This window comes from Chryseobacterium sp. KBW03, assembly GCF_003852415.1.
GTDB lineage: Bacteria > Bacteroidota > Bacteroidia > Flavobacteriales > Weeksellaceae > Chryseobacterium > Chryseobacterium viscerum.
The window spans coordinates 94,911-111,821 of the sequence record NZ_QAJO01000012.1 but is presented as its reverse complement, the minus strand read 5'-3'; the positions used below and the strand labels follow the sequence as shown (position 1 = coordinate 111,821).

The 16,911-nt window shown below is 36.1% G+C and carries 19 protein-coding genes; 9 read left to right on the top strand and 10 right to left on the bottom strand.

What is annotated here, in order from left to right; genetic code table 11:
* The first annotated feature begins 83 nt into the window (after positions 1-83).
* Complete coding sequence (purD, locus tag DBR39_RS20460) at positions 84-1,322, top strand: phosphoribosylamine--glycine ligase (protein WP_124536198.1); 1,239 nt, start codon at positions 84-86, stop codon at positions 1,320-1,322.
* A gap of 138 nt (positions 1,323-1,460) precedes the next feature.
* Positions 1,461-2,990, top strand: coding sequence for a glutamine-hydrolyzing GMP synthase (guaA, locus tag DBR39_RS20455; protein WP_103231784.1), 1,530 nt, complete (start codon positions 1,461-1,463; stop codon positions 2,988-2,990).
* A gap of 51 nt (positions 2,991-3,041) precedes the next feature.
* Here the strand turns inward: guaA and DBR39_RS20450 are convergent, their stop codons facing one another.
* Positions 3,042-3,254, bottom strand: a complete 213-nt coding sequence (locus DBR39_RS20450; protein WP_124536196.1) for a hypothetical protein — start codon at positions 3,252-3,254, stop codon at positions 3,042-3,044.
* Between the two features lie 84 nt (positions 3,255-3,338).
* On the opposite strand from DBR39_RS20450, the gene DBR39_RS20445 reads away from it, so the two are divergent.
* Positions 3,339-4,847: a carbon-nitrogen hydrolase family protein gene (locus DBR39_RS20445; protein WP_124536194.1), complete on the top strand. Its 1,509-nt coding sequence runs from the start codon at positions 3,339-3,341 to the stop codon at positions 4,845-4,847.
* 58 nt (positions 4,848-4,905) lie between these two features.
* On the opposite strand, the gene DBR39_RS20440 is transcribed toward DBR39_RS20445, so the two are convergent.
* Together DBR39_RS20440 and DBR39_RS24390 are read right to left on the bottom strand one after the other, a co-directional pair.
* A complete protein-coding gene (locus DBR39_RS20440; protein ID WP_103231778.1) occupies positions 4,906-5,088 on the bottom strand; it encodes a hypothetical protein in 183 nt (60 codons plus the stop codon).
* Between the two features lie 80 nt (positions 5,089-5,168).
* Positions 5,169-5,333: a hypothetical protein gene (locus DBR39_RS24390; RefSeq protein WP_165790479.1), complete on the bottom strand. Its 165-nt coding sequence runs from the start codon at positions 5,331-5,333 to the stop codon at positions 5,169-5,171.
* A 183-nt stretch (positions 5,334-5,516) separates the two neighbouring features.
* Between DBR39_RS24390 and DBR39_RS20435 the strand changes: the two genes are divergently transcribed.
* The 5 genes from DBR39_RS20435 (at position 5,517) to DBR39_RS20415 (ending at position 9,852) form a co-directional block, all read left to right on the top strand.
* Positions 5,517-5,726 (top strand): cold-shock protein, encoded by a 210-nt coding sequence (locus tag DBR39_RS20435; RefSeq protein WP_124536192.1) that lies wholly within the window; start codon positions 5,517-5,519, stop codon positions 5,724-5,726.
* A 40-nt stretch (positions 5,727-5,766) separates the two neighbouring features.
* The gene (locus DBR39_RS20430; RefSeq protein WP_124536190.1) at positions 5,767-5,973 is read left to right on the top strand and encodes a cold-shock protein; all 207 of its coding nucleotides are present in this window, start codon (positions 5,767-5,769) and stop codon (positions 5,971-5,973) included.
* Positions 5,974-6,092: 119 nt separating this feature from the next.
* On the top strand, positions 6,093-7,742 hold the full coding sequence (locus DBR39_RS20425; protein WP_124536188.1) for an ABC1 kinase family protein: 1,650 nt from the start codon (positions 6,093-6,095) through the stop codon (positions 7,740-7,742).
* A 63-nt stretch (positions 7,743-7,805) separates the two neighbouring features.
* A complete protein-coding gene (locus DBR39_RS20420) occupies positions 7,806-8,315 on the top strand; it encodes a hypothetical protein (RefSeq protein WP_124536186.1) in 510 nt (169 codons plus the stop codon).
* Positions 8,316-8,499: 184 nt separating this feature from the next.
* Positions 8,500-9,852 (top strand): DEAD/DEAH box helicase, encoded by a 1,353-nt coding sequence (locus DBR39_RS20415; RefSeq protein ID WP_124536184.1) that lies wholly within the window; start codon positions 8,500-8,502, stop codon positions 9,850-9,852.
* Positions 9,853-9,892: 40 nt separating this feature from the next.
* Here the strand turns inward: DBR39_RS20415 and DBR39_RS20410 are convergent, their stop codons facing one another.
* From DBR39_RS20410 to DBR39_RS20390, 5 genes are all read right to left on the bottom strand, one after another.
* Positions 9,893-10,858 carry a tetratricopeptide repeat protein gene (locus tag DBR39_RS20410; protein WP_124536182.1) on the bottom strand — a complete coding sequence of 322 codons (966 nt, stop codon included), beginning with the start codon at positions 10,856-10,858 and terminating at the stop codon, positions 9,893-9,895.
* A gap of 10 nt (positions 10,859-10,868) precedes the next feature.
* The gene (locus DBR39_RS20405) at positions 10,869-11,525 is read right to left on the bottom strand and encodes a GDSL-type esterase/lipase family protein (RefSeq protein WP_124536180.1); all 657 of its coding nucleotides are present in this window, start codon (positions 11,523-11,525) and stop codon (positions 10,869-10,871) included.
* A gap of 64 nt (positions 11,526-11,589) precedes the next feature.
* Positions 11,590-12,051 (bottom strand): lipocalin family protein, encoded by a 462-nt coding sequence (locus DBR39_RS20400; protein ID WP_124536178.1) that lies wholly within the window; start codon positions 12,049-12,051, stop codon positions 11,590-11,592.
* A 298-nt stretch (positions 12,052-12,349) separates the two neighbouring features.
* Complete coding sequence (locus DBR39_RS20395) at positions 12,350-13,513, bottom strand: iron-containing alcohol dehydrogenase (RefSeq protein WP_124536176.1); 1,164 nt, start codon at positions 13,511-13,513, stop codon at positions 12,350-12,352.
* A 156-nt stretch (positions 13,514-13,669) separates the two neighbouring features.
* Positions 13,670-14,077, bottom strand: coding sequence for a winged helix-turn-helix transcriptional regulator (locus DBR39_RS20390; protein WP_124536174.1), 408 nt, complete (start codon positions 14,075-14,077; stop codon positions 13,670-13,672).
* A gap of 99 nt (positions 14,078-14,176) precedes the next feature.
* Between DBR39_RS20390 and lpdA the strand changes: the two genes are divergently transcribed.
* Entirely contained in the window at positions 14,177-15,577 is a 1,401-nt protein-coding gene (gene lpdA / locus DBR39_RS20385; RefSeq protein ID WP_124536172.1) for a dihydrolipoyl dehydrogenase, read from the top strand.
* A gap of 251 nt (positions 15,578-15,828) precedes the next feature.
* Here lpdA and DBR39_RS20380 read toward each other — a convergent pair whose 3' ends face one another.
* Both DBR39_RS20380 and DBR39_RS20375 read right to left on the bottom strand, forming a co-directional pair.
* The gene (locus tag DBR39_RS20380) at positions 15,829-16,434 is read right to left on the bottom strand and encodes a hypothetical protein (RefSeq protein WP_124536170.1); all 606 of its coding nucleotides are present in this window, start codon (positions 16,432-16,434) and stop codon (positions 15,829-15,831) included.
* A 37-nt stretch (positions 16,435-16,471) separates the two neighbouring features.
* Positions 16,472-16,876 (bottom strand): hypothetical protein, encoded by a 405-nt coding sequence (locus DBR39_RS20375; RefSeq protein WP_124536168.1) that lies wholly within the window; start codon positions 16,874-16,876, stop codon positions 16,472-16,474.
* Between the last annotated feature and the right edge of the window lie 35 nt (positions 16,877-16,911).

The following is a 16,911-nucleotide window of genomic DNA, read 5'->3' as shown; positions in this document are numbered from 1 at the left end:
AGAATTAAAAAATAATTAGGGATTGTTTTTTTAGCATTCAAAATTATATATTTGTAAAATAAGACTAGATAATAATATAAAGTATGAGAATATTAATCATAGGTGAAGGCGGTAGAGAATCTGCTTTAGCGGCAAAGCTTCAGAATGACTCAAGAATTTCTAAAATGTTTTTTGCCAACGGGAATGCTACTACCGATGTAATAGGGAAAAATGTTCATTTATCAGAAATCAAAGAACTTAGAGATTTCGCTATTAAAGAAAAGGTTGATCTTACGATTGTAGGCCCTGAAGCTCCTCTTGTAGCGGGCTTAAAGGACGAGTTTAAAAAACACGATCTTAAAGTTTTTGGCCCTACTCAAAAAGTAGCAAGTCTGGAAGGAAGTAAAGCTTTCTCTAAGAAGTTTATGCAGACCTATGATATCAAAACAGCTAAAGCTGTGGTATTTGATTCATATAACGAAGCTATAGAGTATGTGAAGGCACAGCAGTATCCTTTAGTTGTTAAAGCAAGCGGATTAGCTGGCGGGAAAGGTGTTGTGATCTGTGATACTCTGGAAGAAGCTGAAGCTACGATCCATGATTTCATGATCAGAAGAATTTATGGTGATGCTGGTATTCGTTTAGTTATTGAAGAATATTTACAAGGTTTTGAAGCTTCTATCATTGCTTTCTCTAACGGGGAGAAATTATTCCCATGTGTAGCAGCAAAAGATTATAAAAAAGCCGGAAACGGAGATACAGGACCTAATACAGGAGGTATGGGTTCAGTAGCACCAAGCCCGGAATTTACTCAGGAGCATTATGCAGATTTTGAGAAAAATATCTTAGAACCTACCATTACAGGTCTTAAGGCTGAAGGTTTCGGATTTAAAGGAATCATCTTCTTCGGATTGATGGTAACGAAAAACGGAGCTTATCTTCTAGAATACAACATGAGATTCGGAGATCCTGAAACTCAGGTATTGATGGCGCTGATGGAAAACAATCTTTTGGATGTGATCCAGGACTGTATGGATGGAAAAGATATTGAACTTAAATTTAAAGACGAAAAAGCAGTTTGTCTTGTAATGTGTTCAGGAGGTTATCCAAGAAATATCGAAATAGGTTTCGAAATTACAGGAGAAGATAAGCTGAAACACAGTAAACTATTATACGCAGGAGCTATCAGCAAAGGAGACAAAGTAGTTTCCAATGGGGGTAGAGTTCTGAACATTGTAGCTACAGGAGCTACTTTCGAAGATGCCCGCAAAAAAGTTTATGAAGACGCAAGTCACGTACATTTCGATTACGGCTTCTACAGAGAAGACATCGGAAAGTTTTAATAAAAATCATGAAAAAAGATTTGGAGCTATTCCAAGTCTTTTTTTGTAAAACAGTTAATATTATATAAGATACTAGATTCCAGACTTCAGAACAAAAATCTGAAATCTGATATCTTTCAAACAAATCAATTATCAAAAATGAACAACGGTATTATTATTTTAGATTTCGGATCTCAGTACAACCAGCTTATCGGAAGAAGAATCCGTGAGATGGGGGTATACTCGGAAATCTTACCTTACAATACACCATTACAAGATATTTTAGCAAGACAGCCAAAAGGAATTATCCTTTCCGGAGGGCCAAGTTCTGTAAATGCAGACAATGCCCACCTGGTTGAAAAAGAATTATACGAACAGGGAATTCCTGTGTTGGGGATCTGCTACGGAATGCAGATGACGGCTCACCTTTTAGGAGGAAAAGTAAACAAAGGAGAAAAAGGAGAATACGGAAAAGCAAATCTTGAGATCATTAAAGAAAGCTCTTTATTGAAAGGAGTTACTCAGAATTCTGTAGTTTGGATGAGCCACTTTGACGAAGTAGGAGATTTGCCTGCAGGTTTTGAATTAAATGCAAAATCAGGCGTTATTGCTTCTATCTCTAACGAAGAAAGTAAAATATACTGTGTTCAGTTCCACCCGGAAGTTTCTCATACAGAAGAAGGAGGGAAAATGCTTGAAAATTTCGTTTTCGGAATCTGTAACTCAGAGAAAAACTGGAAACTGACCAATTATATTGAAAAAACAGTTGAGGAAATCCGTGAGAAAGTAGGAGATAACAAAGTAATCCTTGGACTTTCAGGAGGGGTTGACTCTTCTGTAGCGGCAGTTTTGATCCACAAAGCGATTGGTGACCAGTTGACTTGTATCTTCGTAGATACGGGATTATTGAGAAAGAATGAAGGAGAAAAAGTAATGGGTCAGTATGGAGAGCACTTCCATATGAACATCAAAATGGTGGATGCTAAAGAAAGATTCCTTACAAAATTAGCTGGAGTAGATGATCCTGAAGCAAAGAGAAAAATTATTGGAAACGAATTTATCCATGTTTTTGATGAAGAATCTCACAAAATTGAAGGCGCTAAATTCCTTGCCCAAGGTACTATTTACCCTGACGTTATCGAAAGCCAGTCTGTAAACGGACCATCCGCAGTAATCAAGTCTCACCACAACGTGGGAGGACTTCCTGAAGATATGGAATTCGAATTATTAGAGCCATTAAGAGAGCTTTTCAAAGACGAAGTAAGAAGAGTAGGAGAAGAATTGGGAATTCCTCACCACATGGTATACAGACACCCTTTCCCAGGTCCTGGATTAGGGATCAGAGTATTGGGAGCTGTAGATGCTGAAAAAGTGAAAATCCTTCAGGAAGCTGATGATATTTTCATCGAAGAATTATACAAAAATGACCTTTACGAAAAAGTATCTCAGGCATTCGTAGTGCTGCTTCCGGTAAAATCTGTAGGAGTAATGGGAGACGAGAGAACTTACGAATATACAGCTGTAGTTCGTTCTGCCAACACCATCGACTTTATGACAGCCACATGGAGCAGACTTCCTTATGAGTTCTTAGATACTGTTTCCAGCAGAATCATCAACGAAGTAAGAGGAATCAACAGAGTAGCTTACGATATTTCAAGCAAACCGCCTGCAACGATTGAGTGGGAATAATTTTTGACTTGAATTTAAAATATAAATCCTGCCCGTTTGGGTGGGATTTTTTTATATTGGAAATTTGGTTTCTAAAAATTGTAGTGCTTCTATACCAAGCTCTGTTTTCTGTAAATAAGAACGATGAACACCCTCATCATTAAATAGATAAAATTTATGATTCTTATCTGATGTAAAAGGCGGAAATAAAACAATATCCTGTCCTTTGTCTAAAGTTTTTTTGCAAATAGGGCATTCACTTTGATTCAGAAAAATTATTGCCATTTCGAATTGATTTTTGGTTAATGTTTTGCTTAGTAATATCCTTTTAAAACAAATTTTCCTTAAATTTAAGTAAAATTATATCAAATGCAAATAGAAACGAGACCCCTGACTGTTCAGGATTATGATGAATTGGTTGTGACAATGAAAAGGGCGTATCCTCAGATGTCTGAATCTATCTGGTCTAAAAAAAGTATAGAAAAACTTACGAGAATATTTCCTAAAGGTCAGATTTGTATCACTGTAGACGGGAAATTAGCTGCTGTAGCGCTGTCCATTATCGTGAATTATGACGAATTTGGGGACGACCACACCTATGTTGATATTACAGGAAATTATACATTCAATACCCATTTATCAACAGGAAATGTATTGTACGGAATAGAAGTGTTTGTTGATCCTGAATTTCGGGAGCTGCGTCTGGGAAGAAGATTGTATGATGCCAGAAAAGAATTGTGTGAGCTGCTCAATCTAAAATCAATTATTCTGGGAGGAAGAATTCCGAACTATCATAAATATAGTGATGAGCTTTCTCCAAGAGAATATATCAGAAGAGTAAGAGACAAGGAAATTTATGATCCTGTTTTGTCTTTCCAGCTTTCCAATAACTTCCTTCCCATAAAGATTCTTAAGAAATATCTTCCCGAAGATGAATCATCATTGGAAAATGCTGTTTTGCTGCAGTGGAACAATATCTATTACAGCAAAAAGCCCAATACAATGCAGGATAGTATCATCCGCTTAGGATTGGTACAATGGCAGATGAGGCATTTTAAAAATATCGATGCTTTTTATGAGCAGGTAGAGTTCTTTGTTAATGTAATGGGAGATTATAAATCAGACTTTGTTCTTTTCCCCGAACTTTTCAATACTCCGCTTTTAGCACCCTTCAATAAGCTTTCAGAAAGAGACAGTATGATCGAGCTGGCTAAATTAAGTGAAGAAATAAAAAATAAAATTTCTGAACTGGCAATCAGTTATAATGTCAATATTATTTCCGGAAGCATGCCTGTTTTTGATCATGATAATAATGATTTGTATAATGTAAGCTACCTTTTGCACCGTGATGGGCGTATTGATGAATACCGAAAAATCCATATCACTCCAAATGAAAAAAAATATTACGGAATGAAAGGAGGAAACGAGATTCGGGTTTTTGATACCGATTGCGGGAAAATAGGACTTGTGATCTGCTATGATGTAGAATTTCCGGAATTACCGAGAATTCTGGCCGATCAGGGAATGAAGGTTCTTTTTGTTCCTTACCTTACAGATACACAAAATGCCTATATCAGAGTGCGTCACTGTGCTGCTGCGAGAGCAATTGAAAATGAATGTTATGTAGCTATTGCGGGCTGTGTGGGGAACCTGCCGGGAGTAAACAATATGGATATCCAGTTCGGGCAGGCTGCGGTATTTACTCCTTCAGACTTTGCCTTTCCGTCCAATGCCGTAAAAGGAGAAGCTACTCCCAATACAGAAATGACGCTCATTGTGGATGTAGACCTTAATCTATTGAAAGATCTCCATCATAATGGTTCAGTGCAGGTGATGAATGACAGAAGGAAAGATCTCTATGAAACCTATCTTAAATAAAAAAACAGAATGCGAAAGCATTCTGTTTTTTTTACCTAAAATTTAATGGAGTATTTTATTAATACTCAGGAGGAGTGCCTGTACCAGGACAAATTACATCAGGGCACATGAAATCTTGACATACTGGTCTTCCATCAGTAGGGCAGCAATCATATGTACACTTTTTATTGGTAGAGATCCCGTTTCCTGAAATTCCTTTTAATTGTTCTCTTGAAAGTTTGTTGTTACGTGAATTTTTCATTTGAATATTTTTTGATTAAGTATAGTGGTATACAATAAAACCGATTTTTTATCACTTTTATTGTTGTTTACCGAAGTAAATTACATGTACTCGGGACATACTACCGCAGGGCAGATAAGTCTTGGACATCTTGGTCTTCCATCTGTAGGGCAGCACTGGTTAGAGCAGTTTCCGATAATGATTCCGCTTCCTGCAATTCCTTTTAATTGCTCTCTTGAAAGTTTGTTGTTACGTAAATTTTTCATGTCTAATACTTTTGTTTTATTTGTACGCTGTAAATATATATAATTATATTAAACTTTATCACTAATTGTTGATTTTTGTTATTATGGTTGTTATTTTATCTATGAAATATAGATTATTGGTTTGAATTTTTAAAATATGCTTTAAAATCATTATATTTATTCATTAATAAAAAACTAAAAACTATGCAAAGAGGAATTGTAAAATGGTATAATGCAGAAAAAGGCTATGGCTTTATCATCCCTGAAGGAAGAGAAGATGCTATTTTTTGTCACCATTCGGCTATTGCCAGCTCTTCGAAATTTTTGTCAGAAGGACAAATTGTAGAATTTCGTATTGTACAGGGAAACAAGGGAGCACAAGCAGAAAATGTGAGAGTTGTAGATAACAACTAAAATAAACAGAGTTAAAAAATCGCTAAAAACTAATAAAGAAATGACAGGCATAGTTAAGTGGTATAACCAAACAAAAGGATATGGCTTTATTGCTCCTGATAATGGAGGTGTAGATGTTTTTGTTCATAATTCCGCTTTAAAAGCGGCAGGATTAATAACTTTATCTGAGGGAGAGAGAGTTGAATTTGAAATTGTTACATCAAAAACAGGTAAATTAGAAGCAGGTAATTTAGTTTTACCATCGTAAATCTTAAAAATAAACATATAAAAAACTGCTGGTATTCTGGCAGTTTTTTTTTAGCCCCTATTATAAAACTGTAGTTGGGAATAGTTTTTGGAGTAAATTGCACTTACTATTGAAACACTATGTTTGACAAGCAGCAAAGAAAACTGAAAAGATCCGCAAGACTGATTTCCGTATTGAGTAAATATGGATTTAAAGATATGCTGGCAAGGATGAATGGAGGGAATAAGCAGGAAGAGCCTTCCGGTAATTCGGATGAAATTATTTCAAAAGGAACAGTGTATGAAAGAATACGACTGGCTCTCGAAGAGTTGGGACCTACCTTTGTAAAGCTTGGTCAGACATTCAGCAGCAGAGAAGACCTTTTACCTCCGGAACTGATCCAGGAGCTGCAGAAACTTCAGGACAAAGTAGAAGTGGTAGACATGAATGTTGAAGAAGCACTAGAGAGTGAATTCAATATCTCCGTGAAAGATTATTTTCTGGAAATTCAGAAAGAACCTCTGGCTACAGCCTCCATTGCACAAGTCTATAAAGCGGTTTTCAAGGATGGAAGCCCTGTTATTTTAAAACTCAGAAAACCCGATGTTCAGTCTGTTATTGAAGACGATTTGCTGCTCATCAAAGATATTGAAAAACTGATTTCTGCTTATTCAGAGATAGGAGAGAAGCTGAATATGAAACAGGCGATTTCCACTTTTGAAAGATCATTGCTGGAAGAAGTTTCTTTGACAAATGAAAGAAATAATATCCTGCAGTTCCGTCTGAATTTTAAAAATAATAAAGAAACCTACGTTCCTAAAGTCTACGAAGAATTTTCCAACAACAATATTCTTTGTATGGAATTTATTGATGGGATAAAGGTGACTGATAAATCTGTTCTTCTGGCGAATGGTATTGATCCTGTAAACGTTTCTGAAGCAGGATTGAGGTTGTTTGTTTCCCAGATTTTAGACTACGGATTCTTTCATGCCGATCCTCATGCCGGAAATATTCTGGTAAAAAAAGACGGCAAAGTCGTTTTCATTGATTTTGGGGCTGTAGGAAAAATTCAGCCTAATGATAAAGAAATTCTTGAAAATCTTATTGTAAGTTTTGTTGCTAAAAACTCTCATAAAATAGTCCGTTACCTCAAGAAAATGGCGATAAGCTATGAAATTCCCGATGAGAGAAGGTTCGAAAATGATGTGGAAGACATCCTGAACTTTGTTCACAGCTCATCATTACAGGAAATTAATGTTCAGGTGATGATCAACAAGATGAAAAATATTTTGAAAGACAACAGGCTTTATATGCCAGATTATTTCTATCTTTTATTTAAGGGGATCAGCCTGATAGAAGGAGTTGGAAGAAATATCAACCCTGATCTGGATATCGTTAAAAGTCTTCATCCCTATACAAAGAAGATATTCACCAGAAAAATAAGTCCCAAAAATCTTTTGAAAACAGGAATGGACAGGATGATGAATTTCACAGACAATGTGGATGAAATTCCGAAAGAGCTGCGTTCTGTTCTCCAAAAGCTGGATGAAAATAAATTTACCATTTCCAGTGAGATTAAAAATATTGATAAAACCAATCAGCTGATCAAAACCAGTGTAGTTAATCTGATTTTAGCCATGATTTTAGGCGCAAATATTATAGCGACAGCCATTGTTTTTTCCTCAGAATCCGGTCCGAGAATAGGAGAGCTATCTTTGGTGGCGGTCTTAGGTTTTGTTTTTTCAGTGATTCTGGTTTTAATACTTTTGCTGAGAGTTACGAGGAAGTGATGAAAAAGTTAATGCTGGAAACGGATGTATTCCGATTCCGCATTTTACAATCAAAAAATAACAATGAAAACACTTATTATAACAGCCATTACCTTATTCAGCTCATATTGTTGGGCTCAGGAAGGAAAAGAGGAGAAAGTACAGGGCGATTTTGACGGAAACGGAACCAAAGAATATGCCTATACAAAAGTCAGTGATTGTACTGATGAATGCGACGGAAAATGTGAAACCACTGTTTATTTCAGTGATAAAAAGATAAAACCGTTTACGGTTTCGCCGGCTTATGACGGAACTTTATACAACCTTGGAGATCTTAATGAGGATGGAAAAGATGAAATTGGAATTTATCCCGGATGGTGTACAAGCTGTTGGCGGGGATTTCTGGTGTATACATCAGGAAAAACGGGTTGGAAGCTTTTAATTCCTTCTATTTCCACTCATTGTAACCAGTGGGAAGAGGACAAATTTCCCATCAAAAAAGACCCGAAAAAGAAAGGATACGTTATCGTTACCTCGAGCAAATGGGAAGATGATGATATCAAAATCAAAAGTACCAGTGTTAAGGTGAATTAGAAGATAAAGTGGCTTGTTATTGTATTGATAGTTGCGTACAAAATACAATATTGATCCATTTTATATGATCTAAGAATACTCTTTAGTTCAAATACCTGCCACCTGCTACCTAATATCTGCTCCCTCTACCTAATATCTGCTGCCTCTAATTTTCAACTTCTAATTAAATACCTATCTTTGCAAAATGGAAAAACTCACTTTTGCAGATTTTGACCTGCCGGTTAAAATTCTTGATGTTTTAGCGGATTTAGAATTATTTGAGCCTACACCCATTCAGGAGAAAAGCTTGAAGCCTATTCTTTCAGGGAGAGATGTGATGGGAATTGCGCAGACGGGAACCGGGAAAACATTAGCTTATCTTTTACCCGTTCTTAAAGCCTGGAAATACAGCAAAACAGGGAATCCAACTGTTTTGGTGCTTGTTCCTACAAGAGAATTGGTAGTGCAGGTAACTGAAATTCTTGAGAAACTGACAGAAAATATTACTGCAAGAGTCATTGGAATATACGGAGGGAAAAATATTAATACTCAGAAATTGTTATTCAATAATGGTTGTGATATTTTGGTTGGAACTCCGGGAAGAGTGATGGACCTTTCCATAGATAATGCTATTTCTCTGAAAGAAGTTCAGAAACTGATCATTGACGAATTTGATGAGATGCTTAACTTAGGTTTCAGACCGCAGCTTACCCATATTTTTGAAATGATGAAGGCGAAGAGACAGAATATTCTTTTCTCTGCAACCATGACAGAAGCCGTAGATGAAATGCTGGATGTGTATTTTGCAAATCCGATAGAAATTTCATTGGCAAAATCTGGAACGCCGCTTGAAAAAATAGAACAGACTGCTTATAAAGTAGAAAACTTTAATACGAAGATCAATTTACTTGAACATTTACTGAAGAACAATACAGATATGTCTAAGGTGCTGATCTTTAATAATAATAAAAAACATGCTGACCTGCTCTTTACCAAAATTGATGAGCTTTTCCCTGAGCAGTTTGATGTGATTCACTCGAACAAATCTCAGAATTACAGGCTGAAAGCGATGAAAAGTTTTGAAAATGAAGAGATCAGAGGTTTGATTACTACGGATGTAATGGCAAGAGGTCTTGATATTTCAAACATTACCCATGTGATCAACTTTGAAACACCTGATATTCCGGAACAGTATATCCACAGAATCGGTAGAACAGGTAGAGCAGATAAAGAAGGAAAGGCAATTACTTTTGTAGCTAAAAAAGAAGAACCTTTGATTCTTGATATAGAGCTATTGATGGATAAAGAATTGAAGTTTAATGAATTCCCGGAAGACGTTAAGATCAATCCTAAAAAGATCGCTGCTGAAGAAGATCAGGTTGTCATGAAAAACCCTGTACAGGTAAAACTGAATGACGGAGGAGGAGCTTTCCACGAGAAGAAAAGTAAAAATACAAAAGAAAACTGGGGTGGTCCTTCCAAAAGAAAGACGCCTAAGAAATTCGGAGCCAACAGAGCTCAGCAGAAAGCAATATCGAAATCGAAAAGAAAGAAATAAGAAAAATAAAAACTCCCATTTTTTGGGAGTTTTTATTTTTTTAATCAAATTGGATCTTGTTGTTTTTTAAAATTTCCTTAAACTTATCTGTTTTGCCTTCCTCCTTCATGCTTTTGTAGATATAACCTATCATGGTTTCTGCATCAGAACGGTAAGGAGATTTCTGCTCAGTATAAATTGTGTAAGCTTTGCAGATATTATCGAGTCCCTTCTCATTATTTTTCAAATGAGTAAAGTAAACTTGTCCCATTCCATAATAAACCTCCGGATCACCTGGATATGCTTTGTCAAAATCATTATACGCATCAATAGCCTTCTGGTATTCCTTCTTATAAACATACGTTATGGCAATATTCTGTAAAGGCATTTTACCTGTTGGATCAGCTGCTAAAGACTGTTTATAAGCATGAAGAGCCTTATCATATTCTCCCACTCTTCTATAGGTGATTCCCAGATTATCCCAGGCATAAATGAATTTTGGATCAATTTTTACAGCCTGTTCATAGTATTGGATCGCATCCTTCCAGTTTTCCAATTTCCCTGCTTCAGCAGCTTTCTGATAGAAATCAATGGCCGTATTATTCTTTGAGAACTTGTCATAGCTGGTTTCAGTAGTTTGAGTAGCTTTTTTTACACTTCCGCAGTTTTGCATCAGATAGCGCTCAATTTCATTATAACTGTCTTTGTACTGCTGTGAATTTTTATTGGTGTTAAAAGTCAGGTTAATCTGCTTTTTTCCGTTCACTTCAGGGGCTTTTTCTGACTGTTTTTCTGCTCCTTTCAAAAGAGTTGAGATCTGAAGTGCTCCTGTGTATTTATCAATACATTCATGAACATCTTTTAGGATATCTTCCTTCTTCCGGTTAGACAGACTAATAGAATCGGCACACTTACAGGCATTGCCTGAAAGTTCCTGAAGAACTGTTTTTTCATTTGGTTTTTCCTGAGAAAATGAAAGAGAATACAGTAAAACAAAAAAAAGAGTGGTTATTGGTTTTTTTATCATGGGTTGTAGTTTATTTCAGATAAGGAGTAATTATTTTAGTCCAGATTTTATACCCTTCCGGCTTAAAATGAAGCATATCTTCCACGAAAATATCTTTTCTTACATTTCCGTTAGCATCTTCCATTGCTTTAGTCACATCAATGAATGCGGCATGAGGTTCTTTTTTCATAAAAGCAGCGATCTTTTTGTTGGCCGCTTTCATTTGTGGCCAGATCACCTCTCTGCTCGGCGAGTATTTGATTGAGATATAATCTACTTCAATAGCAGGAAATCGTTCACGTATTTTTTTATAAAAAGCTTTGTATCTGTCGACAACGACCTGTGCTTTTAACTGATGATTGTCTGCAAAATCATTTTCACCGCAGTAAATAATGATCTGCTTAGGTTGATAAGGAGCTAAAAGATCATTCGCAAAATCATTAAGATCTGTAAGCCTTGATCCCCCAAATCCTCTGTTGATAATCGTTTTGTCAGGGAAATAATCAGCGATGTCAGTCCATTTGGTGAATGATGAGCTTCCCAGAAATAAAATAGCATCCTTTTGTGGCGGGTTTTGCTGATCCTGTTTTTTGAATTCCTGAATGTCCTGCCAGAACATCGGCTTTTTTTCCTGAGAAAAGGCAATAGTAAAACACAGCAATAGAAATGCTGTAAGAATCTTCTTCATTATATTCAGTTTTAAATTAGATATAAAAATAATAAAAAACTCCCGATTAACGGGAGTCTATGATTTATCTTTTGTAGGTAACGTAAGGAATGTCAGGAATTTTATCTCCATTCATATCAAAGATTCCTGATTGCTGAGCAAGTTTAAGATCTTTGCCTGTTAAAACCTCCACTCTGTAGTTGATTGATGCATCATCACCAAGTTTGATTCCTATAATCTTTGAATCAGCATCATAGGTATATCTTCCTTCAGTTTTCGGAGCTGCAGTACAGTTGGCTCCTTCTCCCGTATACGCTGTGTAGCTTACATAATAATCTGTTCTTAAGAAAAGAGTATTTTTGGTTGCACACCCTGTTAAAGTTTCAGTATAAAGCACTGTTTTATTATCTTTTCCGGAAATTACTTCCCTTTTAACTTCCTTCCAATCTCCCTTCATGATATCCATTTCGTATGCATCAAGATTGTCATCTTTACAAGAAGTAAGCGCTAGGGCAGAAAAGGCAAATAAAAGTAGCTGTTTTTTCATTTTCACAAATTTAAGAATATGCTAAAATATAAATAAATTTGAAATATCTATAATGAAATAACGAATTTTTAAACGAATGTTTGTAAATTGAATAATTCTGAACAGCGAATCACTATTTTTGAGCAGATAAAGCAGTTAAAATATTAAAATTGATTTAAAGAAATAAAGAATTTTTAATACAACAACCAAAACCAAAAGAAGCGGGCTGAAGCCCGCTTACCATATATTTTCATTCAATCCAGCTTCAGTCAAAACTTAAAACGGGATATCATAACTTTAAAGTTGAAACTTTAAATTCCTAGTAGCTCATCTCTACAATCTTATAAGCATCCTGCGGAGTCAGTTTTTTATACTCTCCAAGGCCTATCCAGTTTCTTTCTGTAAAGGCTTTTTCAACCTTTTCAGCCGTTCCGTTAAAATCTTCTGTATATTCAGAAAGTTTGGTTTTAATGTGAAGGCTGTGGAAGAATTCTTCCATTTTTTTGATTCCCAGTTCTGCTTTTTCTTCTACAGTTCCGTCTTTTATTCCCCAAACTCTCTCAGCATATTGTGCCAGTTTTCCTTTTTTATCTTCAAAATTGTAACGGTAATGTGATGGAGCAATGATCGCCAGGGTTCTCGCGTGATCGATACCGAAATAAGCGGTCAGTTCGTGTCCCATAGCGTGTACTGCCCAGTCTGTAATCACTCCTTTCTGAATAAGTCCGTTCAGAGCCATTGTACAGCACCACATAAAGTTTCCGGCAGCATCGTAATTGAAGTCATCGGCCAACACTTTAGGAGCTGTTTCCTGAAGACTGATCAGAATGCTTTCTGCGATTCTCTCCTGAAGATCTGCAGAGGAAGGAGCCGTCATATATTGCTCCAATACGTGAGTGTACGCATCTGTAATTCCGTTAACGATTTGGTTTTTTGGAATGGATCTGATGACTTCCGGATCTAACACAGAAAATTGTGGGAAAAGTCCAGGACCTCCTGAAGATAGTTTTTCGTTGGTTTCTCTCCTTGAGATTACATAGCCTGAATTCATCTCAGAACCTGTTGCAGGAAGCGTCAGAATACTTCCAAAAGGCATTCCCTGCCCTTCAAATGTTCTTACTGGCATTTTCAGAATATCCCATGGCTCACCATCATAATGGGCTGCCGCAGAGATAAACTTGGTTCCGTCAATCACAGATCCGCCACCTACAGCAAGAAGATAAGTGATATTTTTTTCTTTAATAAAGCTAAGGGCATTGATTAAGACTTCGTATTCCGGATTGGCAGGAACTCCGCCAAATTCATATACTTCATGATCTTTCAAAGCTTCTTTTACCTGATCGTATACCCCATTATTTTTGATGCTTCCACCACCATAAATCATTAATATTCTTGCATCCTTAGGAATTTCTTTGGAAATTTTAGCGATTTCGCCTTTCCCGAAAAGTATTTTTGTAGGATTTTTAAACTCGAAATTAAGCATTGTTCTAAATTTATTTTAGTCAAATTTACGGAATGAAAAAGGAAAACTGAGTTAATGAAATTTTAAAATTGCTATTATTAAATTTTATGAAAACTATTACCGTTAGCTGTTTAGAAGTATTGGTAATATTTCTTTTTATATCCTTTCACAAGTCCATTAAATTTCAGGAGAAAGATAGGCTTTTGCTCTTTTTATAAAATCTTCCTTATCTCTTTTTATGTCTTCCAGAAGCTTTTTCCGGTCATCAGGAATAGTCAGGTATTGATCTCCCCAAAGATTGATCTCCACAATTACAGGAATAAGGTCAATTCCTTTTTGAGTCAGAAAATACAGAATTTTCAATTTGCTGTCCGGATGGTCTTTCTTATCAATAATGCCATTGTCCAATAGATTCTGAAGCCTGGAAGCCAGGATATTGGTAGCAATTTTTTCATCTGCTTTAAGAAAGTCTCCATAGGTACATTCTTTTTTCAGCATAAGATCTCTTATGATGAGCAGGGACCATTTGTCACCCCACATTTCCAGTGAACAGCTGATCGGGCAGGTGGATCTTTTTTTACTCATTTTGTTAATGTTAAAATAATACTTGCAAAATAAAAGTGTTTGTATTAATTTTACTTTTGTTTTGCAAGTAAATTTAATCATAAAAAATTAATAAATCAAATGGATCATTATGACATTGCCGTAATAGGCTCAGGACCTGGTGGATATGTAGCAGCGATAAGAAGTGCACAGCTGGGATATAAAACAGTAATTATAGAAAAGTATGATACCTTGGGGGGAACATGTACCAATGTAGGCTGTATTCCAACTAAAGCTTTACTGGACAGTACCCATCATTATGCAGATGCACAGCATAAATTCAATGAACACGGGATTAAGCTAGATGAGATTGAGCTCGATTTCTCACAAATGTACAGGAGAAAGTCAGATGTGGTCTCAAAGAATACCGGAGGTCTCGACTTTTTAATGAATAAAAATAAAATTACAAGGCTGACAGGAACAGCAGGATTTGTCAATAATTCTACTGTGAAAATTATAAATGGATCTGAAGTAAAAGAGATTACCGCAAAACATTATATCATTGCGACAGGATCAAAGCCTTCAAGCATTCCGGGAGTGGAAATTGATAAAAAGAGAATCATTACTTCCACGGAAGCATTGTCTTTACAAGAAAAACCGGAATCCATGGTAATTATTGGAGGAGGAGTAATCGGGGTAGAAATGGCTTCTATTTTCAGCCGTATCGGAACGAAAGTAACCATTCTGGAATATGCTGACCACCTGATTGCTGCGATGGATCATGAACTGGGAAAAAATCTCCAGAAAATTCTTAAAAAAGAAGGAATTGATATTCGTCTTAATCAGGCTGTTTATAAAACGGAGAATACAGGTTCTGCAGCCAAAGTGTTTTTTAAAGATAAAAATGGGGCAGAAGGAGAGTTGGAAGCAGACTATATTTTGGTGGCGGTAGGAAGAAGTCCTTATGTAAAAGGTCTCGGTCTTGAAAACACAGATATACAGATTGATGAGAGAGGATTTATTAAAGTGAATGAAAATAATCAGACATCAGCTTCCAATATCTATGCTATCGGAGATGTTATTGGAGGAGCCATGCTGGCTCACAAAGCTGAAGAAGAAGGAGTTTTTGTAGCAGAAACCATTAACGGGCAAAAACACCACATCCATTACAACCGAATTCCTTCTGTGGTGTATACCTGGCCGGAAGTAGCCTCAGTAGGATATACCGAGGAATATCTGAAAAAAAATAATATAGCCTATAATGTAGGGAAATTCCCATTTTCAGCCAGTGCAAGGGCCCGGGCTTCAATGGATATGGAAGGTTTTGCCAAAGTTTTGGTAGATCCGAAATATGGTGAAGTGCTGGGTGTTCATATCATTGGAGCCAGAGCTGCCGATTTGATTGCCCAAGGTGTTATTGCCCAGGAATTTGAAGTGACCGCAGAAGATATGTTCCGTATTTCCTATGCCCATCCAACCTATTCTGAAACTTTGAAAGAAGCTTACCTGATTGCTTCTAGGCAGGGAGCGATTAATATATAAAAGAAGCAGTATTAAAATTAAACCATTAAGATCTGTGAAGAAGTGAAGAATAATTAAGACCTATCTCTGAAGGGGAAATAAAGCAGGTCACTAAAAAATAGCTTTAGCTATTCCCTTAACTATTCTTATCAGCTTAAAAAATCTTAATGGTTTAAAATATTTGGTTATCAATTTTATCAAAGATAAAATCCTTGCGTCTTAAAGCATAGCATTTGTAAATTTATTTGCGCCTTAGCGTTTTCAAAAAATTACTACAAAGAAGAACAGTTCTCATCCTTAGCATAAATACCATTACTTTTTGCTTCCAGTTTCCCGGTTTTTCTATTGATTTTAACTAAAAAAGATTCTTTCACAGCCGGGCAGCCCTTAGACTGCATAAGATACATAGAAATATGGCGGTCTTCCATTTTATAGGCTCCGGTAAAGCGGTTACTGGTATCTACAGAATAACCATAAGTTTTTGCGAGTAAAATAGCTTCCGGAAGATTATCCACCGTTCCGATAAAATCTCTCAACTGCTGTTCATTAGAAAAATAAACAGATCTTTCATTTTTGCACGCCAGAATATATGAAAAACAGTTGTTTCCAATACATTTCTGGAAGAAACCTCTTTCAGGAACAGGTTCATTGATCGTCATAAAATCGGGAGCCTGACTTTCATAGATCACTGCTTTTTCATAATCAATATCATTGCTGAAAACGCGCCAGTAAGCATATTCTTTAGCCGGTATAATAAACGGGTAGAGATAATCTACGGTGTCAAGAATATCAGGAATTTTTTTATAATCATCAGGAACTTTGATCTGGCTGTAAAGCAGATTGGAGAATATCAGAGAAAATGCGATGATTACTTTCATAAAGAATGGGTTTCCAGTGCAAATTTAAGGAAGAGAATTATTTGAATACAATTTTATAATATCCTTTTTCATCAGTTACATCAATACCTATGCCTGTAAATGTTAATTTATTGATTTGATAGCCATCACAACCTCCTTTAAATTCTGATGATTGGATTGAAAAATCAAAAGATTTAATATTGGAAGAGAAACTATATTTTTTTGTACCATTATAGGCACCCACGTTTTCCAAAATAATCATATTGTCGGATGTTTTGGATAATTGCACACTGGCATTATTTTCTTCCTGAATTGAATAGGTAGTTAATGTCCCGTTGGCAATAAGATTTTCATCATTAGAGTCTACAAACTTAAAAAGGATCGGCAGGGGTGCATTGTAACAATCTTTTTCACAAGAGATGAACAGAAGTGTTATGAGTAAAAAGGTAAATATTTTTTTCATGGATTATGGATGGTGTGAAGAGTAAAATTAGTTAT